Origin of the sequence: Methylibium sp., from assembly GCF_013817345.1 — a bacterium.
In the GTDB taxonomy this organism is placed as follows: Bacteria; Pseudomonadota; Gammaproteobacteria; order Burkholderiales; family Burkholderiaceae_C; genus Methylibium.
Window position 1 is genome coordinate 1 of sequence record NZ_JACDCW010000003.1, and the last position, 18,544, is coordinate 18,544.

Consider the following 18,544-nt stretch of genomic DNA (forward strand, 5'->3'; position numbering starts at 1 on the left):
CGTCGGGTGAGCGGCGCAGTGAAGTTAAGGGGGAGGTGTCGGCCGGCAGGCCGACGCCGGAGGACATGAACGGAGCCGGTCGCCCGATGCCCTCGGCAGCTGCGCTGCAGCACCAGCATTGTTGCGTTTGAATGCGGCTTGGTATGAGGGGCCCGGTCTCGCCGCCTCTGCGTCGCTGGCGGCGACAAGCATGCGATCGACCCGGGGAACGCGCCGGTCAGCAGCCTCGCCGCGGCGGTCCCTGCCCCGCTCAGTGCCCCTTGGCCTGAGCCTTCATGCCGTCGAGCAGCGCATCGTGGAAGGCCTTCGGATCCTGGATCTGCGGCGCATGGCCAAGCTGTTCGAATTCGACCAGCCTTGAACCGGGAATCGCCGCCGCCGCACGTTTGCCCAGCTCGGCATAGTTGCCCAAGCGCGCCTTGAGCGGCGCCGGCGCACGGTCCTTGCCGATCGCCGTGGTGTCCTTGTGGCCGATGATCAGCAGCGTGGGCACCTCGATCTCACCGAACTCGTGAACGACCGGCTGCGTGAAGATCATGTCGTACACCTTGGCCGAGTTCCACGCGACGATGTGCTTGCCCGGACCCTCGTTCAAACCGGCGAGCATCTGCACCCAGCGCTCGTACTCGGGCTTCCACTGGCCAGCGTAATAGGTTGCCTGCTCGTAGCGGCGGATGCCCTCGGCACTCGTCTTCAGCTCGCGCTCGTACCACTGATCGATGCTGATCCAGGGCACGCCCTCGGCCTGCCAGTCTTCCAGGCCGATCGGCGCGACGAGCACGAGCTGCTCGGTCTGCGCCGGATGCATGAGGGCGTAACGCACTGCCAGCATGCCGCCGGTCGGATGGCCGATGACGGCCGCGCGCTCGATGCCGAGCGAGGCGAGCAGTTCGCGCGTGCTATGCGCCAGCTGCTGAAAGCTGAACTGGTAGCGCTGCGGCTTGCTCGACTTGCAGAAGCCGATCTGGTCGGGCGCGATGACCCGGTAACCGGCCTGGCTCAGCGCGTCGATCGTGCCTTGCCAGGTCGCGGCGCAGAAGTTCTTGCCGTGCAGCAGCACGGCGGTGCGGCCGTTGGCCTGGGCGCCGTCCTCGGGCTTGACGTCCATGTAGGCCATCTGCAGCGGCTGGCCCTGCGAAGTGAAGCGAAAGCGCTGGACCGGATGCGGATAGTCGAAGCCTTCGAGCTCCGGGCCATAACTCGGCGGACCGTTCTTCGCCGGGCCGGCCACCTGTGCGCATGCGACGAGCGAAAAGGCTGCAGCAAGCAGCCCTGCTGAAAAGGGGCGCGGCAAATGCATGGTCGGGCCTCAGATGTCGAGCGACACGGTGGCCTTGGTGAAGGCCTCGATGTTGTCGAGCAAGGCGTCGAGCGCCTGCGCCGCACCGGCTTCGTCGCGCTGCGCGATCGCCTGCGCGAGCCGGCTGTGCAGCTTGGCCATGGCGGGCAGATCGGCCGCCTGCTTGTAGTGCAGGAACCAGAAGCGGCGCGAGAGACCGTGCATCAGCCCCATGGCGCCAGCGGCGAACTCGTTGCGCGCCGCGCGCAGGCTCAGGTCGTTGAACTCCTTGTCCGCGCGCATGAAGGCGGTTTCGTCACCGCTGCGCGCGGCCGCTGCGAATTCCTTGGCCAGGCGCTCGAAATGGTCGAGCTCCTCGGCGCTGGCGCGGCGGGCGGCGCAGCGGGCGATCAGGCGCTCGACTTCGCGGCGCGTTTCCAGCAACCGGAGCTGCTTGCGGATGTCGATCTCGGAGACGAGGTTGCCGCGCTGCGGCAGGATCGACACGAGATGCTCGCGCGAGAGGCGCTGCAACGCTTCGCGCACCGGCGTGCGGCCGATGCCGAGGCGCTGCGACAACTCCGCCTCGCTGATGGCAACGCCGGGTGCGAGCTGCAGGGTGACGATGAGCTCTTCGATCTTGCCGTAGGCCTGGCGCGTCAGCGTCTGCGCTTTCGGCGGCGGCTCCCCGTTCTTCACTGCCCCACTGCCGTTGACCGGTGCCGGCCGCTGGCGCGCGAGCCGTGCGCGCGGTGCCGCCGAAGAAGAGGTTCTGCTGGGCATGGGGTGGGTCCGTTTCGGCCCGTGATAGAAACCGAAAACATACTGCTGATGTGCCGGCGATTATGCGGTGCACAGGCTCGCAACCGCCCCGCGCCGCACCCGCCAAGGCTCACATCGCCATGGCGCCGCGCTCCTCGCTGTTGAGCACCGGCCCGTCGAGCGTGACACGCGTGTTCTGCACGTCGTCGTTGCGAAAGCGCGCGACGATGGGCTTGAGCTCTTCCTTGACGTGCTTCTCGCTGCGACCATTGAACAAGTGGCCGAGCAGCCCGCGTTTCAGGTCGCTGGTACCCATGAACCAGTCGGCGATCGGGTACGAGAGGTTCATGTTGTACTTCATCATGATTCCCATGTTGTGGTGCGCCGTGTGGTGGCGCCGGATCGTGTTGACGAAGGGCATGTTGCGGGTGAACCAGTTGTCGTGGACGTGGCAGCAGTAGTGGAAGGTCTCGTAGTTCAGGTACATGCCCACCATGGTGATGAAGACGATGTAGCCAGCGTTCGGGTTGATCGCCAGGCTGGCCAGGTAGCCCAGCGTGCCGCCGCCGATGCCCAGCACGATCAGCACGCGCCAAGGGAAGAACACGATGCGGAACTCGCGGGTCGAGTCGATGGTGACGTCGTTGTCGGTGAAGTACTGGTGGTGCTCGCGGGTGTGGCGCTCGTAGATCGCGCGCAGCGCGAACACGTCGATGCGCCGGTGCATCACGAAGGTGTGCATGGCCCACTCGACGAAGTTGCCCGCCAGGAACACCGGCACCACCAGCGCCCATTCCCAGGTCGGATTCTGTAGTTGCGTGGCGCAGTACCAGATGGCGCCGATGCCGGCGGCATACATCACCGCGATGTGCACCAGCCCGTTGTAGAGCGGGCTGACCTTGGACATGTACTGCGCGCGGAACTTGCGCTGGCGGTCGGTCATCATGGCGGTCTCCTGGAAATGCGATGTGGCACTGATATATTAGTAAGGTACGGCGCATTTGTCAAGGCGCTCTGCCCAATGTGCCCGCTATGGTTTGTACCGATACCGCACTAGCGTATCACTAACATACTAGCACCATGGAAGACATGTCACGGGCGGCCAAGCGCACCCCGGCCCTCTCGGGCGGACATGGCGAAGGCGCATCAGCGCTCCACCCATAGGCCCCGGCGCGACGCTGCGGCACATCCACCACCCGCAAGGAGACAGAGCCCATGAGATCCGAACGCAGAAAAGTCCTCACCTACCTCGGTGCGGGCGCAGCGTCGCTGGCCTTCCCGTATGCCCGCGCACAGGACTGGCCGAGCAAGCCGGTCAAGCTCGTCATCGGCTACAGCACCGGCGGCGCCACGGATGCGACCGCCCGCCTCGTCGGCCGGGGGCTAGAGGCAAGCCTCGGCCAGCCCATCGTCTACGAATACAAGCCCGGCGCCGGCGCTTCGCTCGGGGCCGAGTACGTGGCGCGTGCCGAGCCGGACGGCTACACGATCGGGCTCACCGACACCGGCCCGATGAGCATCATGCCGAACCTGCGCAAGCTGAGCTACGACCCCGTCAAGGACTTCACGCCGCTGTCGTATGTGTGCGAGACCGGCCTGGTGGTGCTCGTGCACCCCAGCGTTCCCGCGAAAAACCTCGACGAACTCGTCGCGCTGCTGAAGGCTTCGCCCGACAAGTACAACTACGCCAGCTCGGGCGTCGGTTCGGTGCATCACCTGGCCGGCGAGCTCTTCAAGATCAAGGCCGGCGTGAAGGCGATGCACGTGCCCTATCGTGGTGCGGGCCCGGCGCTCACCGACCTGATCGCCGGCCAGGTTCCGATCATGTTCGCCACCATCGGCCCGGCGCTGCCCATGATCGCCAGCGGCAAGGCTCGCGCCCTGGGCGTCACGTCGGCCAAGCGCTCGAGCGCGCTGCCGGACGTGCCCACGCTGGCCGAGCAGGGCCTGCCGGGCTACGACGCCTCGCTCAAGTTCTCGCTCGTCGCGCCCGCCGGGCTGCCCGCACCGATTGCGGCTCGCCTGCAGTCTGACCTCCAGAAGATCGTCGCCGACCCCGAGCTCGCGAAGGCCCTCCAGAAGCTGGGCAACGACGACATCGGGCCGCGCACGCCGAAGGAAGTCACCGAGATCACGCGCGACGACCTGAAGAAGTGGGGCTCGGTCATTCGTGAAGCCGGGATCACGCTGGACAGTTGAGCGATCCGGCCCAATGACTCCGATTCAGCACGATCCCCAACGGCGCTGGGACACCCTCGCACAGGACCGCAACGCGCGTCTTGCTCGGGCTGGTGAACTCGTCGCCGGCAAGGTGGTCGGCGCTGCCGATGCCATTGCCCTGCTCGAAGCGGTGCTGCAGCCCCACGACCGCGTGTGCATCGAAGGCAACAACCAGAAGCACGCCGATTTCCTTTCGGCCTGTCTCGCGAAAGTGGACCCGGCGCGCGTACACGGGCTGCACATCGTGCAGTCCAACCTTGCACTGGCGTCGCACCTCGATGTGTTCGAGCGCGGCATCGCGGCCAAGCTCGACTTCTGCTATTCGGGCGAGCAAGGCGTGCGCATGGGCCGACTCATCAAGGAAGGCCGCATCCAGGTCGGCGCCATCCACACCTACCTGGAGCTGTACAGCCGCTACTTCGTCGACCTGACGCCGCGCGTGGCCTTTGTCGCGGCGCAGAGCGCCGATGCGCAGGGCAACCTGTACACCGGCCCGAACACCGAGGACACGCCGGCAGTGGTGGAAGGCACCGCCTTCAAGAGCGGCATCGTGATCGCCCAGGTGAACGAGATCGTCGAGCGCGTGCCGCGCGTCGACGTGCCGGCCGACTGGGTGTCCTTCGTCGTCAAGTCGCCCAAGCCGCACTACATCGAGCCGATCTTCACGCGCGATCCGGCGCAAATCAGCGAGATCCAGGTGCTGATGGCGATGATGGTCATCAAGGGCCTGTACGCGCCCTACCAGGTGAAGCGGCTCAACCACGGCATCGGCTTCGACACGGCGGCCATCGAGCTGATTCTGCCGACCTATGCCGAGTCGCTGGGGCTGAAGGACCAGATCTGCGAATACATGAGCGTCAATCCCTGCCCGACGCTCATTCCCGCCATCGAAGCGGGCTTCATCAAGGGCATTCACTGCGCCGGCTCCGAGCTCGGCATGGAGCGCTACATCGAGCAGCGCTCCGACGTCTTCTTCACCGGCCCCGACGGCTCGATGCGCTCGAACCGCGCGTTCTGCCAACTGGCCGGCCACTATGCCGACCTGTTCATCGGCTCCACGCTGCAGATCGACCTGGAAGGCAACTCGTCCACCGCCACGCTCAACCGCATCGCCGGCTTCGGCGGCGCGCCCAACTTCGGCTGCGAGTCGCGCGGGCGCCGGCATTCGAGCCCGCCGTGGCTCAGGGCCGGTGCCGAAAGCGCCGGCAGCCCGTCGAGCATGCCGCGCGGGCGCAAGCTGGTCGTGCAGCTGGTCGAGACCTTCCGCGACAAGATGCAGCCCACCTTCGTGGAACGGCTCGATGCCTGGCAACTGAAGGAAGACTTCGGCCTGGACCTGCCTCCGGTAATGGTCTATGGCGACGACCTCACACACATCGTCACCGAGGAAGGCATCGCCCATCTGCACCGCTGCGCCACGCTGCGCGAGCGCGAGCAGGCGATTCGCGGGGTGGCCGGCTACACGCCGGTCGGCCTGGCGCGCGACCGCCGCGAGGTCGATAACCTGCGCGACAAGGGCATCGTCCAGCGGCCCGAAGACCTGGGCATCGATGCGCGCCTGGCCACGCGCGACCTGCTCGCCGCCAAGTCGATCAAGGAGCTGGTGCGCTGGTCGGGCGGTCTCTACGATCCGCCGAAGCGGTTTCGCAACTGGTGAGCACGATGGAACACCTGCAATACGAATTCGGACCCTTCACGCCTGCATCCGGCACAGCAAACACGCTGGTCGGCGTGGTCGGCTCGGGGAACATGGAAGTGCTGTTCGAGCCGCGCGCCTTGGGCGGCATGATCCGCTTCGTGATCGACACGTCGATCTCGGGATTCGATCCGACATGGCGTGCCGTGCTGGAAGCCTTTGCCGAGCGGCACCGCGTCGGCGACTTGCTGGTCACCATCAACGATGCGGGTGCCACCCCGTCGGTCGTGGCGCTTCGCCTGGCGCAAGCCGCCGAAGAATTGAGGGTTTGAAATGGATGCCCATCCACCCCATGCCGTCACGCCACTGAGCTTTTACGAGGCTACGGCACGCCAGCGGGTGCGCGGCCTGTTCGACCCGGGCTCGGTGACGGAAATCCTGCCGCCGCAGCAGCGCGTGATCAGCCCTCATCTGGCGGCGCTGGGTCTGCCGACCGCCTTCGACGACGGCGTCATGATCGGCCACGCACGGCTCGAAGGCCGCACGGTGCTGTTCGCCTCCGAAGAGCCGGACTTCATGGGCGGCTCCGTCGGTGAAGTGCACGGCGCCAAGCTGACCGGCCTGCTCCTGCGCGCCGCCCGTGACAAGCCCGACGCGGTGGTGCTGCTGCTCGACACCGGCGGCGTGCGACTGCACGAGGCCAATGCGGGGCTGATCGCGATCTCTGAGATCCAGCGCGCGGTGTTCGATGCACGTTCCGCGGGCGTGGTCGTCATCGTCGTGTGTGCCGGCCGCAACGGCTGCTACGGCGGCCTGGGCATCGTCGCGCGCGGCTGCGACCACATCGTGATGACCGAAGAAGGCCGCCACTCGGTGTCGGGGCCGGAGGTGATCGAATCGCAGAAGGGCGTCGAGGAGTTCGATGCCACCGACCGCGCGCTGGTGTGGCGAACGATGGGCGGCAAGCACCGTTACCTGATCGGCGAGGCCGACGCGTTCGCTCTCGACAGCATGGAAGATCTCCGCCGCGCGGTGGCCGCATTCTTCGACAAGCCCGTCGCGCTGAATCTGGAAACGGTGCGCCTTGAACACCAGGCGCTCGAAAGACGGTTGCAACGCTTCGGCACGGCCCTTGATGCCACCGACATCTGGGCCGGCCTGGGCGTGCGCGATACGGTCGGCTTGCCGATGCTGGACAAGGACGACTTCGTGTCCATGGCCGATGCACTGCGAGAGCGTTCCGATGCCTGAGGTCATGAGCCTGTGCGACAAGCTGTTCCCCGACGGCCACGATGTGAACGCCGAGGGCGACCTCGTCCGCGGCACCGGCACCACCCCGCAAGGGCCGGTGGCCGTGATCGGCACGCGCAACCACGCTGGCATCGGCGTCGATCTCGCGTTCGCGCTGGCAACCGAGGTGCTGCAGGTCGTCGAGCGTTTTCCGAAGCGTCCGATCCTGATGCTCGTCGACACGCAGGGGCAGCAACTCTCGCGCCGCGACGAGTTGCTCGGCAACGGTGGTTATCTGGCGCACCTGGCCAAGTGCTTCGAGGTCGCACGGCTGCAAGGGCACTTGCTGCTCAGCCTCGTTTACGGCGAGGCGGTCAGCGGTGGCTACCTGGCGCTCGGCATGATTGCCGACCGCGCCTACGCGCTCACCGACGCGCATATCCGGGTGATGGCGTTGCCGGCGATGTCGCGCATCACGCAAATCCCGATCGAAGAGTTGCAGGAGCTGTGCCGCACCTCGGCCATCTTCGGCCCCGGCGTCGACAACTACCAGCGGCTGGGCGCCGTCGAGGACGTATGGGCGGGCGATCTGGCGGCCGCACTCGTCAAGGCGCTTCGCGCGCCGGCCGACGGGGACCGGCGCGCACAGCTCGGCGCCGAGCGTGGTGGCCGTGTGCATGCCGAGCGCGTCATCGCTGCCGTGCTGGCGGCGCCCTGAACACCGCGGTCATGGCGATGTCGAGCCCCGCTCGCGCACTGCGCCATCGGCGGGTATGGCTCACGCCGGCGCTGAGCCGAGGCGATGTGGCGGGGTGCGAGGAGCCGGCGGCTATCGATCGGGTGATCGACTGGGCCCGCAAGGGCCGGCCGGTGATCGGGCGCGGCGCCCTGCCCCACGACACGCCCGACCTGCTGCCGCTGGGCCTGGCATGGATCGAAGCCGGCCGGCGCCTGCGCCTCTCGTTCTGCGTCCCGATGCACGCCGTTGAACGCATCGAGGAGCCGTTGCCGCTCGCCGAGGTGGCGCCCACCCTGCCGCCGGCGATGCGCAGCTCGGCGATGCGCCTGGTGCAGTTCGCCGTTGACATCGGCATGCCACTGCGGGTCTATGGCTCCGTGTTCTGGCAGCACACGAGCGGTGAGGCCTACCTGCACGACCACTCCGACCTGGACCTGCTAGCTCAACCGGAGACGGCCGACGATGCGAAGCGTTGGCTGGACGCGCTCGAGCTCACCGAGGCGACCTCTGCCGTGCGGATCGACGGAGAAGTCGAGCTGCCGACCGGCGAAGCCGTGGCGTGGCGAGAACTGGCTGCGGCCAGCGAAAAGATCCTCGTCAAGTCGGACGCGGGGCCGAGCCTGCGCCCGCGTGCAAGCGTCTGGTCGGCGTGGGCACCGGTGGCTCAGCCATGTTGACGATCTCGCCGACACCGGGCGTCGCTTTCGGAAAGACGCCGACGCTGACCGATGCGAAGCCGATTCGCAATGCCGCCGTGCAAGCCCTGCTGCAAGAGCTGATCACCTACCCGAAGCCGGGCCTGGTCAGCCTCGTCGATACCGGCAGCCATGCCGACATGGACGCGACGAGCTTCGTGCGCAGCACGCTCGCGCTGAGGCGCTATTTCGAAGACGCGGCGCGCTCGGGCAGCGAGGGCGCATCCTTCGAGACGCTCAGGCAACTCGGCCTGGCCGCCGAAGCCCGCATGCTGCGCGCGACGCGCGGCGTGAACACGCACCGGGGCGCCATCTTCAACCTGGGGCTGCTGGCCGCCGCGGCCGGCGCTCGACGCAGTGCTTGTTCGGGCGCACCGATGTCCACGCTCGGCGAGTATGTGAATCACACCTGGGGCCGCGCCATCGCGCAACACCGAAGGGATGCGACGAGCCATGGCAGCCTCGTGAGTGACCGCCATGCCGTGGGCGGCGCCCCGGCCGAAGCGGCGGCAGGCTTTCGCTCGGTTTACCGGATCGGATTGCCCGCCTACCGCGCCGTGCTGTCTCACGGCGGCTCCGCGAACCAAGCGCGTATCCAGGCCTTCTTCGAATTGCTGGCTCGCCTGGACGACACCAACCTGCTGCATCGAGGCGGACCCGGCGGCTTGGCGTATGCCCGCGCGCGCGCCGGCGTGTTCCTCGGTGAGGGCGGCGTGTTCCAGCCGCACTGGCGCGAGCGGGCCGTGGAAGTGCACCGCGCGTTCTGCGTGCGCCGTCTCAGCCCTGGCGGCAGCGCCGACCTGCTGGCGGCGTGCCTCTTCGTCCACGCCATCGAAGCCTGACGCGCCGGTGCAGGACTACGCGATCCTTTGCCCCGGCCAGGGCAGCCAGTCGCCCGACATGTTCGAGCTGGTCGCGGCCGACCCGCGCGGGCGCGAGGTGCTCGAAGAGGCGAGCGACACCCTCGCGTACGACGTGCTGGCGAAGGCACGAAGCGGCGACGGCCTCTTCGACAACGCCTTCGCGCAGCCGGCGATGGTGGCGCTGGCCCGCGCCACCTGGGCCCTGCTCGAGCCGCAAATCCCTACGCCGGCCCTCTTCGCCGGCTACAGCGTGGGCGAGGTGTCGGCATGGAGCTGCGCCGGCGCCTGGGACGTGCGCCTGTCCGTCGCGGTGGCGGTGGCGCGCGCCCGAATCATGGACGCGCACAGCCCTCCCAACTACGGCATGCTCGCCGCCCGCGGGCTGCCGCTGGAGCGGCTTCTCGCGCACGCCACGGGCCTGCACCTCGCCATCGTGAACGACGTCGACCACGCGGTGCTGGCCGGCGCCGACGCGGCCCTCGGCGCGGCCGAAGCCACCCTCGCATCGCATGGCGCATGGACCCGCCGGCTCGGCGTGCACGTGCCGTCTCACACGCCGGTGCTGAAAACGGCGGCTTCGAAGTTCGGCGCGTTTCTCGCGACGACTCCGAGCCAGCCCGTTTCCGCACCCGTGCTGCGTGGCGTCGACGGCCGACGCTGCCTGCAAAGCAGCGAGGCGCCGCAGGCGCTGCAGCGCGCGGTGTGCGAGCCGATCCGCTGGGACGACTGCATGCGCGAGATCGTTGAATCGGGCGTGCGCGTGGTGCTGGATCTGGGGCCCGGGAGAGCCCTGGCCAACCTGTGCTCCCAGGCTCATCCGCAGCTGACGGCCCGCTCCGTCGCCGATTTCAGATCGGCCCGCGGCGTGGTCGATTGGCTGCACCGTCAAGTGGAGGCCTGAGCGTCGAGCACAGGCCCGTATTCAACATTTCAGGAGAACGACATGGCACAAAGCCAAAGCCCCACGCCTTCCGAAAGGAAGAAGCGCACGATCACCGAAATCCGCGCGTCCAAGCAGACCGGCGAAAAGATGGTCTACACCTCGGTGCCCGACTACACCTCGGCCAAGTGGGCCGAGATGGCCGGCGTGGACGTGGCCGTGGTCGGCGACAGCCTGGCGATGGTGGCGCACGGCCACACGAACACCATCCCGGCCACGATGGACATGATGGTGATGCACGCCCAAGCCGTGCGCCGCGGCGCGCCCAACACCTTCGTGCTCGGCTGCATGCCCTACCAGAGCTACAACACCGTGGACCGTGCGCTGCTCAATGCCACGCGCTTCATGCAGGAAGGCGGCTGCGACGCCGTCAAGCCGCAAGGCGGCAAGTCGCAGGCGCACATCCTGAAGGCGCTGGTGGATGCCGGCATACCCACCGCCTCGCACATCGGCCTCACGCCGCACACCATCGCCATGTTCGGCGGCTTCAGGATCCAGGGCCGCACGGCCGACGCGGCGATGAAGATCCTGGAAGACGCCCTGGCGATCCAGGACGCGGGCTGCTTCATGCTGGAGTTCGAGGCCGTGCCGGCGAAGATTGCCGCCGTCATCTCGCGCCAGCTCGAGATCCCGACCATCGGCATCGGCGCCGGTGCAGGCTGCGACGGACAGATCCTGCTGTCGTACGACCTGCTCGGCGTGTTCACCGACTTCAAGGTCAAGTTCACCAAGCGCTACGCCAACCTGACCGAGGTGGCCGTCGCGGGGCTGAGCCAGTACGTGGCCGAAGTGAAGGCCGGGCAGTTTCCCGACGACGATCACAGCTACGGGGTGGACGAGAAGGAGTACGAGCGCTTCCTGGATCTGGTGGAAAAGCGCAAGCAGATCTGAGGGCTGCGGTGGTTCACTCGCGGCGATGATCCAGCGCATCGATCCACAGCGTGGCGCATTCATGGCCGAAGTCGAGTGCCTCCGTGGCGCTGGCGTGGTGCTTCCTCGGTACGTCCACCGCCACCTCGTCTTCGCTTTCCGAGCCGCGGATGTGCACCGTCACGGGCCAGGTGTCGAGAACCGCGGCGGACAAGGTGGACATCCTGATGCGGTAACCGCTGTGCGCACCGAAGGCCTCGAGCCGCGGCCCGCGGGCCACCACTTCGTATTTCATTTCTGCCGTTCCTGTTTTCAAGAAAGCGCAGAGTCTTGTACCGCGCAACGCGCGGTGAGTCGGCGGCGAGGCGCACACGACCGTGCATGCCGCCGCTGCCCGAGGCGCCGGTCCGCGGCGCGCATGCAGCCCGGCTGCACAGGTGATCGAAGGGCGATTGCGGCCCTCGCCCATAAGCCCTCGCCTACAATCCGCGTCGACGGGCCTCCCCGCATGGGGGCGCGGCCAACCGGGTCAGGTCGGGAACGAAGCAGCCCTAACCGTTAGCTCTCAGTGCCGGGGTCGGGCTCGTCACCCTTTTCCCTTTCGTCAACCGCCACTCGCCTGCCTGAAGGCCATCACGGCCTGGTTGCGCAAGGTGCGAAGCAGCGAAAGCTCTTTTTCGCTGAGCACGATGGCACCGGCCTCGGCCTTGTCGGCGTAGATCAACCCGACCGGCGCGCCCTTCACGAGCAGCGGCAACAGCAGGAAAGCCGGCGCGTCGACGCTGGCGGTGTACCAGGCCGGCAGCCGCGCCCGCATGCTGGCCGTGGTGGCATCGGCGATCAGTGTGTCGGCGCCCTTGACGCACACTGCGCTGAACAGGTCCGCCGGTGCATCCGGCACGGGCCGGGTGCCCACGCGAAAGGCGGCGCGCAACGACTCGTCGCCCTCGCCCAGCATGAAGCGGCCGACCAGCGCGCCGCTCTTCGCGTCGCGCAGGCAGAAAAGCACGCGGCGGAAACCCAGCGCGCGGTACATGGTTTCGAGAATCATGCGCAGCACCTCGCCGAGCTTGACGTCCTCGACCATGCTGTTGGTGATGTCCTGGATGCCGGCGGCAAGCACGCCGGCCGGGTCGGCTGCGGCGGCGCGGTCGCGTCCCTGCGCAACGGCGAGCACCAGTGTCGATTCGCAGCCACTGGGGCCGAGGGCCACGTCGGAGATCGTGTCGGGCGCATCCGCAGGTGCATGCCCCGTGCTCCCGACCGCCGGTGTGGGTGTACGGGCCGCATCGCGCGGTGCCATCAACCGCTCGGCGGGTGCGCCGGGGCGCAGCACGATCTCCAGGCCCGAAGCCAGTTCGGTGAGGCGCACGCGTGAGCGTGCGACCGCGCCGAGGATGTCGGGCGCCGGCACACCGAGCACTCGCGCATAACGAGCCCCGACCTCGGCGAGACGCCTGGCGCCTTCCTCGGGCTCATGCTGCAGCAAGGTGTCGGCCATGTCGTTGGCGGCGGTAGCGACCCAGCGCAGCCGTTCCGCCGCAGCCTGCGGCGGCTGGCCCGGCGGCACGCCGCCGTCGCCCTGCATGCAGCGCTGCAGCGTCTCGGGCAGGCCCCAGTGACGCGCCACGCCGAGGCCGAGTTCCTCGTAGCTCAGGCCGAGCACCGATTGCGATGCGCGTGCTTCCGGTACCGGCACCTTCGGGTTGTCGCGCGCCGGCACGGCGCCGGGTTGCACGAGCCGGCGCACCTGCTCGGCTTCCTCCGGAAAATAGAACTCGGCCAGCAAGCGGCCGAGGTTGCGTAACATGGCACCGAGAAAGGCTTCCTCGACCGCCCCGGGCTGCGACATCGAGCGCGGACACAGCTCCTCGGCCAGGGTGCCGGCCAGCAGGGCTCGCAGAAACTCCTGCTTGATCTGCTGCGCATGCAGCTTGTCGTTCATGTGCTCGACGAGCACCAGCGACAAGGCCAGGTTGCGCACGCCGGCGAAGCCCATCAACGCGACCGCGCGCGACACCGTGCTGATGCTGCCGCCGGCTTGCGAGTAATGGGCGGTGTTGACCAGTCGCAGCAGCTTGTGCGTGAGCGCCACGTCCTTGAGGATCTCGCCGGCCAGGCTGGAGAGACTCTCGTTCTCGGATGCAGCCACACGCTGGATGCGCGCGACCGAATCCGACAGCGCCGGGAAGTCGGTCTTGTGGCGCATGCGGCGCAGCAGGAAGTCGAGTGCGCCGGCCTTGGTCTTGCTGCTGACGCTGTCGCCGGGGTTTCTTGCGTCAGCTACCGGCGTGAGCCAAAGGCGCAGCGCATCGCGCAGTTCAGCCGCGTCGGCGTAGCGGCGCACCGGGTCGCGCGCCAGCGCACGTTGAATCACCCCGCGCAGCGCGTCGTCGACCGGCTGCGGCAGCTTTGCCGGAAGGGCGAGGTCGGTCTCGACAATGCGCTTGCGCACCGCCGGCACCTCGGCATCGTCGACCAGCGGATGGCCCAGCATCAGCTCGGCCAGCAGCAGCCCGAGCGCGAACACATCGACCGCCGCCGTCGGCGCTGCGCCGCGCAGCGTCTCGGGCGCCGCATAGCGCGGCGTACCGACGGCGACCGCCGCGACGCCACTCCTGACCGCGATGCCGAAGTCGGTGACACGCGCCCGGCCGGCGGCGTCGATCAGCAGGTTGGAGGGCTTGATGTCGCGGTGCACCAGGCCGGCGGCGTGCGCCTGCGCCAGTGCGTCGAGCACACCGAGCAGCCACTCGACCGCTTCGCGCGGCGCGAAGGGACCGCGGGTGCGCAGGTGGCGGTCGAGCGGTGCGCCGCTGATGTACTCGAACACGAGGTAGGGCTGCGCATCGGCGCCGCTGCCCTGCACGTCGGCCTCGAACACGGCCACGATGTGCGGATGGTTGAGTGCCGCGACATGGCGGGCTTCGGCCAGCCAGTCGCCGAGGTTCGCCCCGGCTTGCGGCGTCATCAGCTTGAGCGCCACGTCGCGCGCCAGGCGCGGGTCGTGGGCCAGCCACACTGTGGCCTGCGAGCCGCGGCCGATCACGCGCTTGAGTTCGAAACGGCCGACGCGCTGGGGCGCGCGTGGCGGGCTGGAGGTCGCTGCCATGAGGCGGGTCTCTGGGAAAGAAAACTTCAAAATGAACGCTCGGCGGCCTGCGACTCGGCGCCGACCGCGCGCCGCGCCTTGTGCAAGGCATCGCTCAGTTCTCCGGGGGCCAGCACCAACGCGCGCACATAGCGCTGCGTGACGCGGGCCAATGCCGTTGCGGCCTGTGCCGGCGGCGCTGCTGCAGCGGCGACCGCCTCCGCAGCGGCGCTGCCGAGCAGCCGCACCATGTCGCGGCGGTCATCCGGCACACGCACCGGCGTCTCGAGCGAGGCGCGTCGCAGCGATGCGAGGACGTGCTCGTCGAGCCCCCAGTGGCGCGCCACCGCGACCGCCAGGGTGTCGAGATCCACGCCGATGACGGCGCAGGCGGCGGCCGCAGCAGGCATGCCGCGAGCGCCCTCGCCCGGATCGACGAGGCGGGCGATCTGCTCGGCTTCGTCGGGGAAGTGATAGCGCAACAGCAAACCGCCCAGGTGCTGCAGCAGGGCGATCAGGAAGACGGCCTCGCCGTCCATGTCGGCCGGGCACAACTCGCGCGCCACATGCGCGGCCATTCGGGCTTCGCGCAGGCTCACGGACAAGGCCCGCGCAGGCGCGGCGCCGAGCGGTCCGGGCCAGGCCCGCAGCCCGGCCGCTGCACGGCGCAGGCCTTGAATGCCGAGAAGCTGCACCGCACGTCGCACGGTGGTCACCGTGCCGAAGCCCTGCCCCGAGCTGGCTGCAAGATGCGCGGTGTTGACCTGGCGCAGCAGCTCGAAGGCCAGCGCCGGGTCCTGCACGATCAGCTCCGTCATTTCGGCGATGCGCTGCTGCTCCATTGCAGCGATCTCCGACACGCGCGAGAGCAGCCCCGGCAGCGCCGGCAGGTGGCCGACGCTCGAGAGCCGGTCGAGCAGAAGCGAGAGAACGCCTTCACTGCCGGCCTGCGCATCGATCCAGCCCTGCAGTGCGCGCTCGAGACTGCGCGCGCCGAGATAGCGCGAGCGCGGCTCGCTCGCCGTGGCTCGGTTGCAGATGGCGCGCAGCGCATCGGATACCGGCTGCGGCGTGCTCCAACCCAGGCGCACGATCTCGCGTTCCAGACGCTGCACCGCCGTGGCCGCGTCGGCCTCGTCGAGCGCGGGTCGGCCGGCGAGCAGACGGTGCAGCAACAGTCCGCAGGCAAGCAGATCGCGCTCATGGGCGGCACGCTGGCTGCGCAGGGCGCCGGTGCTGCCCACCGGGGGCGCGGGGGCGGTCGCGTCGGCTAGGGCGGATTCCGTCGCGTTCGCATCGGCGCCGGCGCTCATCAGCAGCGCGCGGCCCTGCGCGTCGATCAGCACGCTGGCCACGCCGATGTCGCCGTGCGAGAGCCCTGCCTCGTGCGCGAACGCCAGCCCGTGCAGCACGTCGCACAGCCACTGCGCCGACTGGGCCGGCGTCGGTTGCGGGCCGGCGACCAGGTGTTCGGCCAGGGTGATACCGGCCGCGCGCGGCGAAGCAACGAAGGGCCACCGTTCTTCGAGGCCGATCTCGGCGACCGTCACCAGTTGCGGATGACTGAGCCGCGCCGCATCGCGCGCGCCTTGCAGCCAGGCACGCAGCGACGCCGCATCGGCGGGCTGCTGGCGCGGCAGGCTGACATAGGCCTCGCGGCCATCCGCGGCCTGCGCCAGCCACAGCATGCCGCGGCTGCTCTTGGCGAGGAGGCGCACAAGCGCGTAGCGGCCGATGCGGCGGCGGCCCGGCATGCCGGCAGGCAGCGGCCGGCCGGCCGGCACGGCGTCAGGCGGGTTGGGCGGAGAAGAAGGCATGGACCGGGAAAGAGGCGAGGCGCGCGTTTCGATGCCGCCATTTGAGCGCGAGCGGGGGAGCGGCGAAGGCCTGAACTGTGCCGGCAAGGCGGGTCACTTCCGGCAGCGGCGGCGGGCGCTTCCTATACTGCCCCGCTCTCTTTTCACCTGGAGTCGCCCGACATGAAGATCGCCCTGCTCGGCACCGGCCTGATGGGCCTGCCGATGGCACGCCGGCTGTGCGCCGCCGGTTTCGAACTCACCGTGTGGAACCGCACGCGCGCGCGGGCCGAGCCTCTGCTTGCCGATGGCGCACGGGTCGCCGCCAGCGCGGCCGAAGCGGTGCGCGGCGCCGAAGCGGTGGTCACCATGCTCGAACACGGCGAAGCGGTGCACGACGTGCTGTTCGCGCAGGGCGTCGCCGACGCACTCTCGCCCGGCGCGCTGCTCGTGGACATGAGCTCCATCGAACCCGACGAGGCCCGCACCCACGCCGCGGCGCTGGTCGAGCGCGGCGCGGCTCACCTCGATGCGCCGGTCTCGGGCGGCACGGTGGGCGCGCAAGCCGGCACGCTGGCCATCATGGCCGGCGGCTCGGCGGCCGACTTCGAGCGCGCCGCGCCGCTGTTCGCGCCGCTCGGCCGCGCCACGCACGTGGGCCCGCACGGCGCCGGGCAACTAGCCAAGCTCGCCAACCAGATGATCGTTGGCATCACCATCGGCGCAGTGGCCGAGGCGCTGCTGCTGGCCGAGCGCGGCGGCGCCGACCCGGCGAAGGTACGCGAGGCGCTGCGCGGCGGCTTCGCCGACAGCCGCATCCTCGAAGTGCACGGCCAGCGCATGGTCGAGCGCGATTTCGCCAAGCGCGCCGCCATCACCGTGCAGATCAAGGACCTGCGCAACGCGCTGGCCACAGGAGCCGGCTTCGACTTCCAGGCGCCGATCACCGAGCTCTTCGAGCAGCTCTACACCAGCGCCGCCGAACACGGCTGGGGCGACGCCGACCACTCCGGCCTGTGGCTCGAACTGGCCCGGCGCAATGGCCTCTCCTGAGCCCTTGCCGGCAGGCGCTCAGCTATACTTCGCCCGTTCTTCGGGGGGGTAGCTCAGCTGGGAGAGCGTCGCGTTCGCAATGCGAAGGTCGGGAGTTCGATCCTCCTCCTCTCCACCAAGATGCTAGGAAACACGGGCCTTCGCGGCCCGTGTCTGTTTTCTACCCACACTTTTACCCTGTCTCATGGCTAGCAGCTCTGGTCTCCGTGGCGCGCTCCTAGGCGGGGCAGCGGGCCGACGCAGGCGGCAACGGCTGGGTGCGTCCTAGCCGTTCCTCGCCAGCGCTCGCTGGAGGCTCTGACCCGCTGCAGCTGCAATCTGGTCCTGCGTCGCCCGCGAAACCGGCCCGCTGATGGTGAAGTTTTTCGCCACGTTCACCGGCCGCTGCTGATTCATCCCGCTGGCTTGGAGCGAAACGAGGGTGCCGGTGGTTTTCGGTACGAACAACTCGGGACCGCGCTCGCCGACGACGCTCGAAGCGCATCAGCGGCGGCGCTATGGCCCATGTGGCACAGCGTGCAATCGTCGCCGCCGTCGCTTGACGAGGTGCCTTCGTCGTCCGATTCGAGTGCCGACTTGCCTTCGTTCGACGGCGTCGCGTGATAGTTCACGGTGCAAGGGATGGCGCCGGAAACGTCCGTCGCCTGGCAATGCAGATCAATAGCTGCCCAGACGGGCTGCAGGGGCAACATCGAAATGAAAAGGAGCAGCAGAAAACGCTTCATCGACCTGGCGAGTGGGCTGATGTGGCATTGTGCAGCGCGAGAGGGGAACCCATGGCTTGTTCCGACGCCGGTTCATGACCTCGATTTGCGCGCGAGCCGACCGTGCGCGGTGTCGACATGGTTCCCTGGACAAACACGAGACTTCGATCCTCGACCGCACGGGGGGCATCGGCGCGGTCGGCGTCGCGTCGGAAGCTAAACAGAAAGTGGCCGACAACACCGATCTCTATAAGGAAACCGGCTACCGGCATGTTCCGCTGATCCTTTACAGGAACCGCAATACCGGTGGTTATGAGGCACACATAGGCTCGCTCACCGCAGCGCAGTTGACGGCCTTAGTCGCTCTTTGATCCGCGTATCACGCGGCCGGGACGAATTGGCTATTCGACACACCCTGCACCTGAATAAGGGCGTCATTCGTCTGATCACGCAGACAGCACGAGGCGGCGTTCTCTCTTTTCCTTACGTACTTCATGCTGGCTGCCAGAACGCCAGCGTTCTCTTGCGTCGTTTAGCAGTAGGGGATTGGTGCGAATGCGGGGTTCTCGTCACCGCAGATAACGAATTCGTCATCTGCGTGTCCGTACAGCGTCGGGGTGCGCTGCCTACATTGAACCCAGGCCGCCACACATCTGTCGGTGACCG

Annotated in this window: 18 protein-coding genes, 1 tRNA gene and 1 other RNA gene; 13 read left to right on the forward strand and 7 right to left on the reverse strand. The window is 68.4% G+C overall.

What is annotated here, in order from left to right; genetic code table 11:
• Positions 1-250: 250 nt before the first annotated feature.
• The 3 genes from H0W40_RS01015 to H0W40_RS01025 all read right to left on the reverse strand — a co-directional run bounded on the left by H0W40_RS01015 (position 251) and on the right by H0W40_RS01025 (position 2,987).
• The gene (locus tag H0W40_RS01015; protein ID WP_292442172.1) at positions 251-1,300 is read right to left on the reverse strand and encodes an alpha/beta hydrolase; all 1,050 of its coding nucleotides are present in this window, start codon (positions 1,298-1,300) and stop codon (positions 251-253) included.
• Positions 1,301-1,309: 9 nt separating this feature from the next.
• Positions 1,310-2,062 (reverse strand): GntR family transcriptional regulator, encoded by a 753-nt coding sequence (locus tag H0W40_RS01020; RefSeq protein ID WP_292442173.1) that lies wholly within the window; start codon positions 2,060-2,062, stop codon positions 1,310-1,312.
• A 109-nt stretch (positions 2,063-2,171) separates the two neighbouring features.
• Positions 2,172-2,987: a sterol desaturase family protein gene (locus tag H0W40_RS01025; RefSeq protein ID WP_292442174.1), complete on the reverse strand. Its 816-nt coding sequence runs from the start codon at positions 2,985-2,987 to the stop codon at positions 2,172-2,174.
• Between the two features lie 269 nt (positions 2,988-3,256).
• Between H0W40_RS01025 and H0W40_RS01030 the strand changes: the two genes are divergently transcribed.
• The 9 genes from H0W40_RS01030 to panB are packed head-to-tail and all read left to right on the forward strand — an operon-like array spanning position 3,257 to position 11,255.
• Complete coding sequence (locus H0W40_RS01030; protein ID WP_292442175.1) at positions 3,257-4,240, forward strand: tripartite tricarboxylate transporter substrate binding protein; 984 nt, start codon at positions 3,257-3,259, stop codon at positions 4,238-4,240.
• Positions 4,241-4,253: 13 nt separating this feature from the next.
• Positions 4,254-5,918: a malonate decarboxylase subunit alpha gene (mdcA, locus tag H0W40_RS01035; protein WP_292442176.1), complete on the forward strand. Its 1,665-nt coding sequence runs from the start codon at positions 4,254-4,256 to the stop codon at positions 5,916-5,918.
• 5 nt (positions 5,919-5,923) lie between these two features.
• Positions 5,924-6,229 carry a malonate decarboxylase acyl carrier protein gene (gene mdcC / locus H0W40_RS01040; protein ID WP_292442177.1) on the forward strand — a complete coding sequence of 102 codons (306 nt, stop codon included), beginning with the start codon at positions 5,924-5,926 and terminating at the stop codon, positions 6,227-6,229.
• A 1-nt stretch (position 6,230) separates the two neighbouring features.
• Positions 6,231-7,148: a biotin-independent malonate decarboxylase subunit beta gene (locus H0W40_RS01045; protein WP_292442179.1), complete on the forward strand. Its 918-nt coding sequence runs from the start codon at positions 6,231-6,233 to the stop codon at positions 7,146-7,148.
• A complete protein-coding gene (locus tag H0W40_RS01050) occupies positions 7,141-7,845 on the forward strand; it encodes a biotin-independent malonate decarboxylase subunit gamma (RefSeq protein ID WP_292442180.1) in 705 nt (234 codons plus the stop codon). Before H0W40_RS01045 ends, H0W40_RS01050 begins: the two co-directional genes overlap by 8 nt.
• 11 nt (positions 7,846-7,856) lie before the next feature.
• Positions 7,857-8,543, forward strand: coding sequence for a malonate decarboxylase holo-[acyl-carrier-protein] synthase (gene mdcG, locus H0W40_RS01055; protein ID WP_292442182.1), 687 nt, complete (start codon positions 7,857-7,859; stop codon positions 8,541-8,543).
• Positions 8,537-9,403 carry a triphosphoribosyl-dephospho-CoA synthase MdcB gene (gene mdcB / locus H0W40_RS01060; protein WP_292442183.1) on the forward strand — a complete coding sequence of 289 codons (867 nt, stop codon included), beginning with the start codon at positions 8,537-8,539 and terminating at the stop codon, positions 9,401-9,403. Before mdcG ends, mdcB begins: the two co-directional genes overlap by 7 nt.
• A 7-nt stretch (positions 9,404-9,410) precedes the next feature.
• Complete coding sequence (locus H0W40_RS01065) at positions 9,411-10,325, forward strand: acyltransferase domain-containing protein (protein WP_292442185.1); 915 nt, start codon at positions 9,411-9,413, stop codon at positions 10,323-10,325.
• 42 nt (positions 10,326-10,367) lie between these two features.
• On the forward strand, positions 10,368-11,255 hold the full coding sequence (panB, locus tag H0W40_RS01070; protein ID WP_292442186.1) for a 3-methyl-2-oxobutanoate hydroxymethyltransferase: 888 nt from the start codon (positions 10,368-10,370) through the stop codon (positions 11,253-11,255).
• A gap of 13 nt (positions 11,256-11,268) precedes the next feature.
• Here panB and H0W40_RS01075 read toward each other — a convergent pair whose 3' ends face one another.
• On the reverse strand, positions 11,269-11,529 hold the full coding sequence (locus H0W40_RS01075; RefSeq protein WP_292442188.1) for a hypothetical protein: 261 nt from the start codon (positions 11,527-11,529) through the stop codon (positions 11,269-11,271).
• A gap of 198 nt (positions 11,530-11,727) precedes the next feature.
• On the opposite strand from H0W40_RS01075, the gene ffs reads away from it, so the two are divergent.
• An RNA gene (gene ffs, locus H0W40_RS01080) (signal recognition particle sRNA small type) lies at positions 11,728-11,825 on the forward strand.
• Between the two features lie 13 nt (positions 11,826-11,838).
• Here the strand turns inward: ffs and H0W40_RS01085 are convergent.
• Together H0W40_RS01085 and H0W40_RS01090 are read right to left on the reverse strand one after the other, a co-directional pair.
• Positions 11,839-14,346, reverse strand: a complete 2,508-nt coding sequence (locus H0W40_RS01085; protein ID WP_292442190.1) for a serine/threonine protein kinase — start codon at positions 14,344-14,346, stop codon at positions 11,839-11,841.
• 26 nt (positions 14,347-14,372) lie between these two features.
• The gene (locus H0W40_RS01090) at positions 14,373-16,142 is read right to left on the reverse strand and encodes an HDOD domain-containing protein (RefSeq protein ID WP_292442191.1); all 1,770 of its coding nucleotides are present in this window, start codon (positions 16,140-16,142) and stop codon (positions 14,373-14,375) included.
• A 162-nt stretch (positions 16,143-16,304) separates the two neighbouring features.
• On the opposite strand from H0W40_RS01090, the gene H0W40_RS01095 reads away from it, so the two are divergent.
• Both H0W40_RS01095 and H0W40_RS01100 read left to right on the forward strand, forming a co-directional pair.
• A complete protein-coding gene (locus H0W40_RS01095) occupies positions 16,305-17,174 on the forward strand; it encodes an NAD(P)-dependent oxidoreductase (protein WP_292442193.1) in 870 nt (289 codons plus the stop codon).
• A 42-nt stretch (positions 17,175-17,216) separates the two neighbouring features.
• Positions 17,217-17,292: transfer RNA gene (locus tag H0W40_RS01100), tRNA-Ala, on the forward strand.
• 274 nt (positions 17,293-17,566) lie between these two features.
• Here the strand turns inward: H0W40_RS01100 and H0W40_RS01105 are convergent.
• The gene (locus tag H0W40_RS01105) at positions 17,567-17,899 is read right to left on the reverse strand and encodes a hypothetical protein (protein WP_292442195.1); all 333 of its coding nucleotides are present in this window, start codon (positions 17,897-17,899) and stop codon (positions 17,567-17,569) included.
• 74 nt (positions 17,900-17,973) lie between these two features.
• On the opposite strand from H0W40_RS01105, the gene H0W40_RS01110 reads away from it, so the two are divergent.
• Positions 17,974-18,249 carry a hypothetical protein gene (locus H0W40_RS01110; RefSeq protein ID WP_292442197.1) on the forward strand — a complete coding sequence of 92 codons (276 nt, stop codon included), beginning with the start codon at positions 17,974-17,976 and terminating at the stop codon, positions 18,247-18,249.
• The last annotated feature ends 295 nt before the right edge of the window (positions 18,250-18,544 follow it).

Bases quoted from the DNA above. Each gene is read 5' to 3' on its own strand.
- panB (WP_292442186.1), top strand. From the start codon at position 10,368: ATGGCACAAAGCCAAAGCCCCACGCCTTCCGAAAGGAAGAAGCGCACG.
- H0W40_RS01020 (WP_292442173.1), bottom strand. From the start codon at position 2,062: ATGCCCAGCAGAACCTCTTCTTCGGCGGCACCGCGCGCACGGCTCGCG.
- H0W40_RS01110 (WP_292442197.1), top strand. From the start codon at position 17,974: ATGACCTCGATTTGCGCGCGAGCCGACCGTGCGCGGTGTCGACATGGT.
- H0W40_RS01090 (WP_292442191.1), bottom strand. From the start codon at position 16,142: ATGCCTTCTTCTCCGCCCAACCCGCCTGACGCCGTGCCGGCCGGCCGG.
- mdcA (WP_292442176.1), top strand. From the start codon at position 4,254: ATGACTCCGATTCAGCACGATCCCCAACGGCGCTGGGACACCCTCGCA.
- H0W40_RS01045 (WP_292442179.1), top strand. From the start codon at position 6,231: ATGGATGCCCATCCACCCCATGCCGTCACGCCACTGAGCTTTTACGAG.
- mdcC (WP_292442177.1), top strand. From the start codon at position 5,924: ATGGAACACCTGCAATACGAATTCGGACCCTTCACGCCTGCATCCGGC.
- H0W40_RS01105 (WP_292442195.1), bottom strand. From the start codon at position 17,899: ATGAAGCGTTTTCTGCTGCTCCTTTTCATTTCGATGTTGCCCCTGCAG.
- H0W40_RS01025 (WP_292442174.1), bottom strand. From the start codon at position 2,987: ATGATGACCGACCGCCAGCGCAAGTTCCGCGCGCAGTACATGTCCAAG.
- H0W40_RS01050 (WP_292442180.1), top strand. From the start codon at position 7,141: ATGCCTGAGGTCATGAGCCTGTGCGACAAGCTGTTCCCCGACGGCCAC.
- H0W40_RS01085 (WP_292442190.1), bottom strand. From the start codon at position 14,346: ATGGCAGCGACCTCCAGCCCGCCACGCGCGCCCCAGCGCGTCGGCCGT.
- H0W40_RS01075 (WP_292442188.1), bottom strand. From the start codon at position 11,529: ATGAAATACGAAGTGGTGGCCCGCGGGCCGCGGCTCGAGGCCTTCGGT.
- H0W40_RS01015 (WP_292442172.1), bottom strand. From the start codon at position 1,300: ATGCATTTGCCGCGCCCCTTTTCAGCAGGGCTGCTTGCTGCAGCCTTT.
- mdcG (WP_292442182.1), top strand. From the start codon at position 7,857: ATGGCGATGTCGAGCCCCGCTCGCGCACTGCGCCATCGGCGGGTATGG.
- H0W40_RS01030 (WP_292442175.1), top strand. From the start codon at position 3,257: ATGAGATCCGAACGCAGAAAAGTCCTCACCTACCTCGGTGCGGGCGCA.
- mdcB (WP_292442183.1), top strand. From the start codon at position 8,537: ATGTTGACGATCTCGCCGACACCGGGCGTCGCTTTCGGAAAGACGCCG.
- H0W40_RS01095 (WP_292442193.1), top strand. From the start codon at position 16,305: ATGAAGATCGCCCTGCTCGGCACCGGCCTGATGGGCCTGCCGATGGCA.